Origin of the sequence: Fusobacterium perfoetens, from assembly GCF_021531595.1 — a bacterium.
Taxonomy (GTDB): domain Bacteria; phylum Fusobacteriota; class Fusobacteriia; order Fusobacteriales; family Fusobacteriaceae; genus Fusobacterium_B.
On record NZ_JADYUD010000009.1, the window covers coordinates 24,184 to 37,238 of the forward strand.

The window sequence follows — 13,055 nt, forward strand, 5'->3', positions numbered from 1 at the left end:
AAAAATTATTTTTAGAAAAATGTTTTTTTAAAGAAGCTTTAAATATTAAAACTTTAAATTATTAAACTGCTGTTTCATCACTACTCAATAAGTATACCATATAATCTTAAAATAAGATAGTTTTATTTTTGTAAAATAAATAAAAAACAAAAAAATATATTTTAAAGAATTTAATTTATAGATGTTAAGAAATAAAAAAATTTTTTATAAAAATAAAAAAATATATTTTATTCACTTCTTAAAGCATCAACAGGATTAAGTTCTGCAGCTTTTTTAGCAGGAATAACTCCGAAAATAATTCCTATTCCCATAGAAACTCCAAGAGAAATGAGAGATGAAGATATAGAAAAAACAGGAGGAATACTTATAATATTACCAATACCAATGGCTAAAATAATTCCTATAACAATTCCAAGAATACCTCCACACCCTGTAAGTATAACTGATTCCATAAGGAATTGTATAAGAATATCTTTATCAGAAGCTCCAATAGCTTTTCTTATTCCTATTTCTTTTGTTCTTTCAATAACACTTACCAGCATGATGTTCATGACACCTATTCCTCCTACAAAAAGAGAGATGCCAGCAACAAATGTTACAAAGAGATTTAAAGTTGTAAGAATATTATCAAAAGATGAAGCTCCATCAGAAAGAGTTCCTACTTCATACAAATCTTTTACTCCAGTTATGTTTTCTAATATATGTTTTGCTTTTGCCATATCTTGAGACATTAAATCTGGATTTTTGGATTCAATTATAATATCAGTATATCCATTTGTTTTTAAATCATAAACTTTATCATATGACTTTAAAGGCATTCTGACAAATCTAGGAATACGCCGTCCTCCCATAGCTTTTACATATTGTTCAAATTGATTTTGAAAAACTCCTACAATAGTATATCTTATTTTTACACTTTTCCTGCTCTGAGACATTTCAATAGTTTTTCCAAGAGCATTTCTTACATTTCCAAATAAATCTTTTGCAGTAATGTGATCAATAAGAATAGAACGCTCTCCAGTCTTATATTCAAATGAAAGAAAACTTCTTCCGGAAATCAAATCTATTTTATCAATTTCTTCGTATTCAGGAGTTGTGACAGTAAGCCACATAATTTCATCACGGCCACCTATTTTCGCATAAAGCCTTTTTTTTATCATAGGACTTACAGCTTTAAATTCATTTGTTTTTTTTAATTTTTCTATAGTATCATCATCAAGAAGGTATTTCCATCTGAAAGTTTGATCTTCTTTATCTACATAAACAGTGAATTTTCCATATCCTGTCTTTTTTAAATTTCCTGTTATATTTTCCTGACCTCCCCGTCCAATAGCAGACATAGTAATAACAGAGGCAATCCCTATAATTATTCCAAGCATTGTAAGAAAAGATCTTGCTTTATTTCCTTTAAGGCTTTTAACAGCACTTTTAAGACTTTCTTCTATATTCATAAAACATCACCATCTTTTATAATCCTTCCATCTTTAAAAAGAAGAATTCTTTTACAATATTTGGCAATTTCAGGTTCGTGGCTGACAACAACAATTGTTTTTCCCTGCTTGTTAAGTTCAGTAAAAATATTCATAATCTCTTCTTCAGAAGCACTGTCTAGATTTCCTGTAGGTTCATCAGCAAGAATAACAGCAGGATTATTTACAAGAGCTCTAGCGATAGCTACTCTTTGTTTTTGTCCTCCTGAAAGCTCGTTTGGTTTGTGGTTCATTCTATTTTCAAGCCCTACTTTTTTAAGAACTTCTTTAGCTTTTTTTTCTCTTTCATGTTTTGGAACTCCGGCATATATAAGAGGAAGTTCTACATTTTCAAGAGCAGAAAGTTTAGGAAGAAGATTAAATGCCTGAAAAACAAATCCTATTTTAGAATTTCTTATTTTACATAAATCTTTTTCTTTAGTTTTAGAAATATATGTTCCGTCAAGAATATATGTTCCTTCTGAATTTCTGTCAAGACAACCAAGAATATTCATCATAGTTGATTTTCCACTTCCACTGCTTCCCATTATAGCTATAAATTCACCAGACTTTATATGAAAATTAATGTCTTTAAGGGCATGGAGTTTCATATCTCCATTTATATAATATTTATTTAAGTTTTCCACTCTTATCATTTTTTGGTGCTCCCTTTTTTATTCTGTCACCAGATTTAAGATTTTGATTAGGAGTAACAAGAATTTCTTCTCCTACCTCAAGTCCTTTTTTTATAACAATTTTGTCTCCTTTAGCGTTTTCAACTTCTACGAATCTTTGAGTTATAGTTCCAAAATCATCACATACAAATACATAGTATCTTTTTTTATCTTCAAGAAGAGCTGTTTTTGGAATCATAATATTTTCATCATCTTTATCAAGATATATAACAGCTGAAACTTTAAAGCCTGGAACGATATAAGGTATTGTTTCGTTAGGTTTTACTTCAACCTCAAGTACATTCTCAGAAGTTGTAGTAGAAACTTTTGAGATTCTTGAAATTTTAGTAATGACTCCAGTAAAAGATTCTTTTTTTTCAAAAACCTCAGGTTTTATTATAAGATTTTGCCCTAGCTTTATATCTTTAACATCATATTCAGCTACCTCAAGTACAATTTTTATATCAGATAAATCAGCTATTTCAAGAAGAGGAGAATCTGTATCAACAAGATAATTTTCTTGTGCTGTAAGAGAAGTTATAGTTCCACTTACAGGACTTTCTATTTTTTCTGCTGTTTTTGAAAGATCTTCCATATATTCTTCTATATTAATTTCAGATTTTCTAACTTCTTCTTCTAGATCTTTTACATAGTTTGTAGAACTTCCTCCAATTTTATTAAGCTCTTGTTCAACTAAAAGATTTCTTTTAAGTTTTGCCAATGAAAGCTGTTCTCTTTCAAGTTTTCTCATTATATTATTTCTTTCAGTTTCATCAAAAGTCATAAGTAGTTGTCCTTTTTCAACATAATCTCCTTCTTGGACAAATACTTCATCAACTTTAAGTTTTTTATCAACAAAAACCTTTTTTGTATCATTTGCTTCAACATTTCCATCTACATCAATATATCCTTTTCCAGCTCCTTTTGAAACTCTCATCAGACGATATTCATTAATAGGATTTTTTTCTGCATGTGAAGATTTATAAAAAAAACCTCCTACAACAACTATAAAGATAATTATTCCTGTAGCAATAATTTTTTTATTCATTTTATTCTCCTCTTACCATAATTTCGTATACATAACTGTTAAGTATATTTTTGGCTTTTTCCTGTGACACTTCATATTCCATATAGTCATCAAAGGATTCCATTACTTCAAGATAATCAATTTTTCCAAGTGAATATTCAAGCTTTTTTATTTCATATTTATTTTTTTCAAGGTCAGCTTTATTTCTAAGAACTTTATATTCTTTTATATAATTTGCATAGGTAGTTTCAATATTTAATTTTTCAGCTGCATTTTCTTCTATTTTTTGATTTAAAAGAATTTCCTGTTGCTTAAATGAAGTTCTTTCGTTTTCAAGATCTGCATTATAATAGAAAAGGGGCTTTGATATTTTGAAAACAATTCTATTTTCATCAAGTCTAGTATCTCTTTCAAGCCCAAGAGAAAAATCAGGAACTTTGTCATTATAATTCATATATCTTATATTTTCTTTTATAATATCTTTTTCAATTCTTAATTTTTCAATGTCTTTATACCCTATAGTAGAGATATATTCATTTATTTCTTTGTAGTTTGGTTCTATATTTGAAAGAGTTTTATCAGAAATATCAATTTTAAAATCATATAGAAATCTAGTTTTTATTTTTTTTAGATTTTCTTCAAGGGTATGAATTTCAATTTCAAGATTTTTTCTGCTATATTGAAGAGATTCAAGTTCTATTTTTGGAATAGCTCCCAATTCAAAAGATTTTTCAAGAGTTTTTTCTTCGGATTTAAGAGTTTTTAACCCATTCTTTTTTATTTTGATTTCAAATTCCATATTCTTATAGTCTCTATAAAGAGCAATAAGAGCTATTTTTTGGCTTTCCATATTTTTTAAAAAAGTATATTTATCAGCTTCCTTTTTTAAATCATTTTTTAGGAGATTGCTATCATTTTCAGAAAAAATCATATTTTTAATATTTTTATTTATTCCAAAAATAAGGTCATTTTCAGGATTATGATTTCTTTTTCCTTCTATGTATAAATCACCAAATTCTGCTCGTCCTGTTGTCTTATATATTTGTTCTGTATCATCATATGAAGTGGTTACAGAACTTTTAACTCCATTGTAATTATCCATCTTGTAGAATTTTTCAAGTGTATCTGTTTTTTTCTGTTCAAGTTCATATATCTCTTTTCTGTATGAAGTTTCTGTAAGTTTATCAAGCAGGTCATCAAGTGTAACTTCGTCTCCATAAGAAATAAGACTCAGAGTCAGAAAAATAAAAAGTATTTTTTTCATAAAAACTCCTTTTCTACATAGTATATTTTAATTTTATACTTTGAAAATGACTTTTAAATGTCAGACTTTATAAAAATATACAAAAGCTGATATAGTAACATTTTAATATATTTAAAAAATTTTTTCAGAAAAATTTTCAGAAGAATAAAATTTTAAAAATTAACAGAAAATAAAAATATCAGCAAAATTAAATTTGCTGATATTTTTTAATAGTTATTTAAAATTTAAAAACTTTCTTAAGCAAGAAGAGCATCTTTTTTGGCAAAATTTTTATACATAAAGAAACATAAAATACAAGTTATAACTTCAACTATTGGGAATGCAGCCCATACTCCTGCAAGTCCGAAATATTTTCCCATAAAATATGCTGCAGGAAGAAGTAAAATAATTTGTCTTAAAAGAGTTATTGCAAGAGAAGGAATTCCTTTTCCTATAGCTTGAAGGAAAGAAGAGACTATATAGCATACACTTCCAAAAGAATATCCAAGGCTTATAATTTTTAAAACTTGAACTCCTAAATTTATCATTTCATCAGAAGCATCAAAAAGAGAAAGAATTTTTTCAGGAAAAATCCAGAAAAGAATACTTCCTAAAAAGTTTACAATAACACAGATGATAATAGAATACTTTAGAGATTCAGAAAGCCTTTTTTTACTTTTTGCTCCATAGTTATAAGCCATAATAGGCATAGCTCCCTGAGTAACTCCAGTTGTAGGCATATATACAAAAGTTTGAAGTTTAAAATATATTCCAAATACAGAAACAGCAATGTCAGAAATGCCTGCTAAAATAAAATTTATTCCCATAACTAAAAATGAACCTATAGACATTATAAAAAAAGAAGGTATTCCAACATTATAAATTTCTTTTACAGTATTTTTATTCCATCTAAAATTAAAAAGATCAGCTTTTATATCTTTATTCCTGAAATACAAAACATATAAAGAACATATAAGAGAAATTAGCTGACCACAAATTGTTGCAAGAGCAGCTCCTGAAACACCCATAGCTGGAAAACCAAAATATCCATAAATCATAATAGGATCAAGAATGATATTTGCCACAGCTCCTATAATTTGAAGTACCATAGGAGAAACTGTATCTCCTGTAGCCTGAAGAATTTTTTCTATGGCTATTTGAATGATTGTTCCAAAACTTAAAAATGTAACTATATATGTATAATTGTATCCCATTTTTAAAATTTCGTTGTTATTTGTAAACATTTGGAAAAAAGGTCTGATAAAAATAAAACCTAAAGTACATAACAATATATAATGTAATATGGCAAGAATAATTCCATGTGCTGCAGTGCTATCAGCTTCAAGTTGATTTCTTTCTCCGAGTTTTCTTGCAACATAAGAATTTACTCCTACTCCAGAACCTACCGCTATAGCAAGGATAAGATTTTGAATAGGAAAAGCTAAAGAGACAGCAGTAAGAGCATCTGTTCCAAGACTTGCTACAAATACTGAATCAACAATATTGTACATAGAGTTAATCATCATTGATATTGTAGGTGGAACAGACATACTTATAAGGAGTGGCAGAATTTTATGAGTTCCCATTTTATTTTCTTGATATTCCATTTTATACCTCCAAAAGAAAAAACGCTTTTTACTGTTTTAATATAAAAACTGAAAACAATAAAAAGCGTTTTGTGATTTTTTATTTCTATTCAAATATATCACAGAAAATAAAAATAATCAACAAATTTAGTATAAAATTATACAAGTTTTCATACAATATATAAAAAGAAAGAATTTATTAATAAGAAATGCAACAGGATAGATTTTATGGTTTTTTTATGAGCATACAACTTTTTAAACAAAGATTTTATTATTATATTGAAGTTAAAAATTAAAAAATATTGAGAAAAAATAATAACTTAAATGTTTGAAGTCGTTGGTAATCAATAGTTTTTTATAAAAATATATAAAAAATAAATAAAAATGTAATAAAAGTGTATTTTTTTTCTGATAATGTAAGAATTGAAAGAAAAACAAAGATAAAAAATAAAAAAAAATTATATAAAAAAATAGATAAAATATTATAAAAAAATATAAAAAAACTGTAAAAAATATGTATTAATTTTCAAAAAAGATAAAAATATAATCATAAAAAAAATAATAATATTATATAAAAAAATGAAAAATAATATTTTAAATAAAATGATTATTAATTAATCAAAAATATAAAAAAATAAAAATTATTTTAAGAATATATATATAATATATTTTTAAAATAAGAGATTTTGGACTATAATTGGAGTATAATAATGGGGTAAAATTGTTTTTTTTAAAAATGCAAGTATATGGTAACAAAAATTAATCAAAAAATGATAAAAAAGTTATCATAAAAAAATATTAGAAATGAAATGCTTGACTTATTCTTGCTAACAAAGTATAACAAAGATAACTAAAGTATACAGAAATAATATTTTCTAACTATAAAGAAAACATTCTCTGTTATAAAAAAGATTTTTAATTTTAAAAAATAGATTTTAAAAACCAAATCAGGAATAGGAGGAAAATTTAATGTCAAAAGTTTATTTAGTAACAGCAAAAAGAACACCTATCGGAAGTTTTTTAGGAAGCCTTAAAGGAGTAGAACCAGGAGATTTAGGTGCACTAGTAATAAAAAATGTTATAGCACAAACAGGAATAAACCCAGCTGACTTAGATGAAGTTGTAATGGGAAATGTATTACACGCAGGACACAAACAAGGTGTAGGAAGACAAGCAGCAGTTAAAGGTGGAGTACCAGTAGAAGTACCTGCATACTCTATTAACATGATTTGTGGAAGCGGACTTAAATCTATAAATGTTGCTTACAACGAAATCAAATCTGGTGAAGCTAACTTAATTCTTGCTGGAGGAGTAGAATCTATGTCATGTGCAGGATTCGTATTACCAGCATCAGTAAGATCTGGATTCAAAATGGGAGACATCAAAATGAAAGACCACATGGTAACAGACGGTCTTACAGATGCTTTCAATGATTACCATATGGGAATAACAGCTGAAAATATTGCTGAAAAATATGGAATTACAAGAGAAGAACAAGATGAGTTCGCAATGAACTCTCAAAGAAAAGCTATCGCAGCTGTAGATGGTGGAGTATTTGATGAAGAAATAATACCAGTGGAAGTTAAAATGAAAAAAGAAACAGTATTATTCTCAAGAGACGAACATCCTAACAGAAAATCAACTCCAGAAATTCTTGCTAAATTAAAACCAGCATTCAAAAAAGATGGAACAGTAACAGCTGGAAACGCATCTGGATTAAACGACGGAGCATCAGTTGCATTATTAGCATCTGAAGAAGCAGTGGCTAAATATAACTTAAAACCAATGGCAGAAATCGTAGCAGTTGGACAAGGTGGAGTAGATCCTTCTATCATGGGTATGGGACCAGTTCCTGCTATTGCTGATGTTTTAAAAAGAGCAGGATTAAAATTAACTGACATTGAATTATTTGAATTAAACGAAGCATTCGCTTCTCAATCTTTAGGAGTTATCAAACAACTTTGTGAAGATCACGGAGTAACTAAAGAATGGATACTTGAAAGAGCTAATGTAAACGGAGGAGCTATTGCATTAGGACACCCTATCGGAGCATCTGGAAACAGAATAGTTACAACACTTGTTCACGAAATGAGAAGAAGACAAGTAACTTATGGATTAGCAACTCTATGTATCGGTGGAGGAATGGGAGCTTCTATAATCTTAAAAAGAATATAGTAAAATCCTAAAATAAAAACTGTATAAAATAACTTAATACTTATTGGGGAAAGTCTGTCTTTTTCCAATAAGTTTAAGTTTATGTATAGGCAGTAGTATTAATCAAGCAACAAAATGAAAAAATAGAAAAGTTAATAAAGACTAGTAGGAGGATTAGTAGAATGGAATTTAATATACCTAAGACACATGAACTTTTCAGACAAATGATAAGAGAATTTGCTGAAAAAGAGGTAAAACCTTTAGCTACAGAGCTTGATGAAGAAGAAAGATTCCCAGTGGAAACAGTTAAAAAAATGGCTGAAATAGGACTTATGGGAATTCCTGTTCCTAAAGAATATGGAGGAGCTGGAGGAGACAATGTAATGTACGCAATGGCTGTTGAAGAATTATCAAGAGTATGCGGAACTACAGGAGTTGTTGTATCTGCTCATACATCTCTTGGAACTTGGCCTATATTAAGATTTGGTACTGAAGCTCAAAAACAAAAATATGTTCCAAAACTAGCAAGCGGAGAATGGATTGGAGCATTCGGACTTACTGAACCAAATGCTGGTACAGATGCTGCAGGACAACAAACAACAGCTGTATTTGATGAAGCTACTCAAGAATGGGTAATCAACGGTTCAAAAATATTCATAACAAATGCAGGATATGCACATGTTTATGTAATATTTGCAATGACTGACAGAAGTAAAGGATTAAAAGGAATTTCATCTTTCATAATTGAAGCTGGAACTCCAGGATTCTCTATTGGTAAAAAAGAAAAGAAATTAGGAATCAGAGGTTCATCTACTTGTGAATTAATATTTGAAAATGCAAGAATTCCAAAAGATAACTTATTAGGAGAAATCGGAAAAGGATTTAAAATTGCTATGATGACTCTTGACGGAGGAAGAATAGGAATTGCATCTCAAGCATTAGGACTTGCACAAGGTGCATTAGATGAAACAGTTGCATATGTAAAAGAAAGAAAACAATTTGGAAAAGCTATAGCTAAATTCCAAAACACTCAATTCCAATTAGCAGATCTTGAAGTAAAAGTAGAAGCAGCAAGACTTCTTGTTTACAAAGCTGCTTGGAGAGAAAGCAACCACTTACCATATACAATAGATGCAGCAAGAGCTAAATTATTTGCAGCTGAAACAGCTATGGAAGTAACTACTAAAGCTGTTCAATTACACGGTGGATATGGATATACAAGAGAATATCCAGTTGAAAGAATGATGAGAGATGCTAAGATCACTGAAATCTATGAAGGAACATCAGAAGTTCAAAGAATGGTAATTGCAGGAAATCTTTTAAAATAAGCCAATATGAGAAATAAAAATATATGAATTAATATATGGAGGAATGGAAGATGAAAATAGTAGTTTGTATAAAACAGGTTCCAGATACAACTGAGATAAAATTAGATCCAGTAAAAGGAACACTTATCAGAGATGGAGTTCCTAGTATAATGAACCCAGATGATAAAGGTGGATTAGAAGAAGCATTAAAATTAAAAGATAAATACGGAGCTCATGTAACAGTAATAACAATGGGACCTCCTCAAGCAGAAGCAATCTTAAGAGAAGCATTTGCAATGGGTGCTGACAGAGCAATCTTAGTAACAGACAGAAAATTTGGAGGAGCAGATACACTTGCAACTTCAAATACTCTAGCTGCAGCATTAAGAAATGTAGAAGCAGATTTAATAATAGCTGGAAGACAAGCTATTGACGGAGATACTGCACAAGTTGGTCCACAAATTGCTGAACACTTAGGATTACCTCAAGTATCTTATGTAAAAGAAATGGAATACAATAAAGAAGACAATTCATTAACAATTAAAAGAGTTGTAGAAGACGGATACTACTTAGTAAACGTTCAATTACCAGCACTAGTAACAGTTTTATCAGAAGCTAACTCTCCAAGATATATGAGAGTAAAAGGAATAGTAGAAGCTTTTGACAGAGAAGTAGAAGTATGGACAGCAGATAACATAACTGTTGACCCAGCTGTAATAGGACTAGCTGGTTCTCCAACTAAAGTTAAAAAATCATTTACTAAGGGAGCTAAACAAGCTGGTAAAGTATTTGAATTAGATACAAAAGAAGCTGTTAACTTAATTATAGAAAAATTAAAAGAAAAGTTTGTTATTTAGTTTAATAACGAGAACCTTAGGAAAAAGGAGATAGGATAATGAATTTAAATGATTATAAAGGAATATTAGTATTCGCAGAACAAAGAGACGGGGTAATTCAAAATGTTGGTTTAGAATTAATCGGAAAAGCTAAAGAACTTGCTGAGAAATTAGAAGTTCCAGTAACTGCAGCTTTAATAGGAGATAATGTAGAAGGATTAGCAAAAACATTAATAGAATATGGAGCAGATAGAGTTTTAGTAGTAAATGATGCAAGACTTGCTATATATGATACTGAAGCTTATGCACAAGTATTCAAAGCAATAATAGATGCTAAAAAACCTGAAATAGTATTATTCGGGGCAACAACATTAGGAAGAGACTTAGCACCAAGAGTATCTTCAAGAATGAATACAGGACTTACAGCAGACTGTACAAAACTTGAAATTTCTGATGAAACTAAAGGACTTGAAATGACAAGACCTGCTTTCGGTGGAAACCTAATGGCAACAATCATTTGTCCAGATCACAGACCTCAAATGTCAACTGTAAGACCTGGAGTTATGCAAAAATTAGAAAGAGTTGAAGGAAGAGAAGGAGAAGTTGAAAACTTCCATGTATCTTTAGATACTTCAAAAATGAAAGTAAAAGTACTTCAAGTAGTAAAAGAAACTTCTAACAAAGTAGATATATCTGAAGCTAAAATCCTTGTATCTGGAGGAAGAGGAATCGGATCAGCAGAAAACTTTGCAGCATTAGAAGCAGTAGCAAAACAAATAGGAGCAACAGTATCTGCATCAAGAGCAGCTGTTGATGCTGGATATATTGAACATGACAGACAAGTAGGACAAACTGGTAAAACAGTTAGACCTGATATCTATTTTGCATGCGGAATTTCAGGAGCAATCCAACACGTTGCAGGTATGGAAGAATCTGAATATATAGTAGCTATCAACAAAGATAAAGATGCTCCAATATTTGGAATAGCAGATTTAGGAATTGTAGGAGACGCTAACAAAATAGCTCCATTATTAGCTGAAGAATTAAAAAAAGCAATAGAAGCTAAATAGTCTTAAAATAACTTTTCAAGAGAGCAGGTAACTGCTCTCTTTTTTTATAAATTTTTATTAAAAAGGTGATTGAGATTATGTTTTCTGATATTAGAGAAGAACTAGAAAAGATGTCTGATATAGATTATAAAAAATTTATAGAAAATTTAACTCCAGGAGTGGAAAATATTCTGGGAGTACGAACTTCTGATTTGAGAAAAATAAGTAAAAAAATAAAAGAGAATGAAAATTGGAAAGAATATATTCTTGATGAAAATATAGTGTATTACGAAGAAGTGATGCTTCAAGGAATGTTGATAGGATTTATAAAAGATTGTGAAGAAATGGTGAAGTATACAGAGTTGTTTATTCCTAGAATAAATAATTGGGCTGTATGTGATAATTTTTGTGCTAATTTAAAAATAGTAAAGAAAAATAAAGAGAAGATATGGAAATTTTTAGAGAAATATTTCTTGAGCAGGAAAGAATATGAAATTAGATTTGCTGTGGTTATGTCTTTGAAGTATTTTATTGAAGAGGAATATCTTGATAAAATTTTTGAAAAAATTGATAACTTAAAAAATTCTGAATATTATGTTCAAATGGGAGTGGCATGGACTGTTGCAGAGTGTTTTATTAAATATAGAGATAAAACTTTGGAATATTTGAAGAATAATAAACTTGATGATTTTACTTTTAATAAAACAATTCAAAAAATATGCGAATCAGAAAGAGTGGATAAAGAAATTAAACTGTATTTAAAAAAATTTAAAAATTTAAGAATATAAAATAAAAATTACATTAAAATATTAAAGTTGAATGTTTTTAGAGGATGCATTTTAAGAGGCTCTAAAAGCCATTTTGCAATCTTTAAAAGAAGTTTAATATAAATCTCGTAAGAATACACAAAAAGCTTTTAAAAGAGGATTAGAGAGCTTATAGAAAAAATAAAAGGGAAATATTGTAAAAAATAATTTTTTTGATAATATTTTTATAAAATATACTTTTGAGGAGAGAATTTTATGATTGATACAATTTTGTTTGATTTAGATAATACTATATTTGATTTTACAAAAGCGGAAGGGATAGCTCTTACAAAAACCCTTGAGGAACTTGGGATAAAGCCAGAAAAAAGAACTTTAGAACTTTACAGTAAGATAAATCTTATGCAATGGAAACTTCTTGAGGAGAAAAAGATAACAAGATCTCAGCTAAAAACGAGAAGATATCAACTTCTTTTTGATGAAATAGGGGTAGATTGTTCAGCAGAAAAAGCTGCAGAAATTTATGAGTTCTTTTTATCTCAGGGGCATTATTTTATAGAGGGAGCAGAGGAAGTTTTAAATGATTTATGTAAAAAATACAAGCTTTATATAATAACAAATGGGATAGCAAGGGTTCAAAAAGGAAGAATTAAAAGTGCACGGCTAGAAAGATTTTTTAAAGATATTTTTATATCAGAGGAAATAGGATATGATAAGCCGAGTGCAGAATATTTTGAGAACTGTTTTAGAAATATTCCTGAATTTTGTAGAGAAAAAGCTGTCATTATAGGGGACAGCCTTTCTTCAGATATTCAAGGTGGAATAAATGTAAATGTTAGAACTATATGGTTTAATCCTAAAAAATCTGAAAATAGTTCTCAGCTAAAACCTGATTATGAAATTACTGATTTAAAAGAAATAGAAAAAATAATAGAAAAAATATAAA

General features: G+C 28.9%; 11 protein-coding genes. 6 read left to right on the forward strand and 5 right to left on the reverse strand.

The features are described from left to right. Positions 1–227 precede the first annotated feature (227 nt). From I6E17_RS06545 to I6E17_RS06565, 5 genes are all read right to left on the reverse strand, one after another. Positions 228–1,451: an ABC transporter permease gene (locus I6E17_RS06545; protein ID WP_235236275.1), complete on the reverse strand. Its 1,224-nt coding sequence runs from the start codon at positions 1,449–1,451 to the stop codon at positions 228–230. Beyond that, complete coding sequence (locus I6E17_RS06550; RefSeq protein WP_235236276.1) at positions 1,448–2,125, reverse strand: ABC transporter ATP-binding protein; 678 nt, start codon at positions 2,123–2,125, stop codon at positions 1,448–1,450. Before I6E17_RS06550 ends, I6E17_RS06545 begins: the two co-directional genes overlap by 4 nt. After that, a complete protein-coding gene (locus I6E17_RS06555) occupies positions 2,100–3,191 on the reverse strand; it encodes an efflux RND transporter periplasmic adaptor subunit (RefSeq protein ID WP_235236277.1) in 1,092 nt (363 codons plus the stop codon). The genes I6E17_RS06550 and I6E17_RS06555 overlap by 26 nt, the downstream gene beginning before the upstream one ends. A gap of 1 nt (position 3,192) precedes the next feature. Then, positions 3,193–4,434: a TolC family protein gene (locus tag I6E17_RS06560; RefSeq protein ID WP_235236278.1), complete on the reverse strand. Its 1,242-nt coding sequence runs from the start codon at positions 4,432–4,434 to the stop codon at positions 3,193–3,195. Between the two features lie 236 nt (positions 4,435–4,670). Further along, positions 4,671–6,020: an MATE family efflux transporter gene (locus tag I6E17_RS06565; RefSeq protein WP_235236280.1), complete on the reverse strand. Its 1,350-nt coding sequence runs from the start codon at positions 6,018–6,020 to the stop codon at positions 4,671–4,673. A 948-nt stretch (positions 6,021–6,968) separates the two neighbouring features. Here I6E17_RS06565 and I6E17_RS06570 point away from each other — a divergent pair. The 6 genes from I6E17_RS06570 to I6E17_RS06595 all read left to right on the forward strand — a co-directional run bounded on the left by I6E17_RS06570 (position 6,969) and on the right by I6E17_RS06595 (position 13,054). Further along, positions 6,969–8,174, forward strand: coding sequence for an acetyl-CoA C-acetyltransferase (locus I6E17_RS06570; protein WP_176829394.1), 1,206 nt, complete (start codon positions 6,969–6,971; stop codon positions 8,172–8,174). 161 nt (positions 8,175–8,335) lie between these two features. Then, positions 8,336–9,481, forward strand: a complete 1,146-nt coding sequence (locus tag I6E17_RS06575) for an acyl-CoA dehydrogenase (RefSeq protein ID WP_176829393.1) — start codon at positions 8,336–8,338, stop codon at positions 9,479–9,481. Positions 9,482–9,531: 50 nt separating this feature from the next. Continuing rightward, entirely contained in the window at positions 9,532–10,317 is a 786-nt protein-coding gene (locus I6E17_RS06580) for an electron transfer flavoprotein subunit beta/FixA family protein (RefSeq protein WP_176829392.1), read from the forward strand. Between the two features lie 38 nt (positions 10,318–10,355). Then, positions 10,356–11,366: an electron transfer flavoprotein subunit alpha/FixB family protein gene (locus I6E17_RS06585; protein ID WP_235236282.1), complete on the forward strand. Its 1,011-nt coding sequence runs from the start codon at positions 10,356–10,358 to the stop codon at positions 11,364–11,366. Positions 11,367–11,443: 77 nt separating this feature from the next. Next, positions 11,444–12,133: a DNA alkylation repair protein gene (locus I6E17_RS06590; RefSeq protein WP_235236284.1), complete on the forward strand. Its 690-nt coding sequence runs from the start codon at positions 11,444–11,446 to the stop codon at positions 12,131–12,133. 234 nt (positions 12,134–12,367) lie between these two features. Beyond that, positions 12,368–13,054 carry a YjjG family noncanonical pyrimidine nucleotidase gene (locus I6E17_RS06595; protein WP_235236286.1) on the forward strand — a complete coding sequence of 229 codons (687 nt, stop codon included), beginning with the start codon at positions 12,368–12,370 and terminating at the stop codon, positions 13,052–13,054. Position 13,055: the final 1 nt, after the last annotated feature.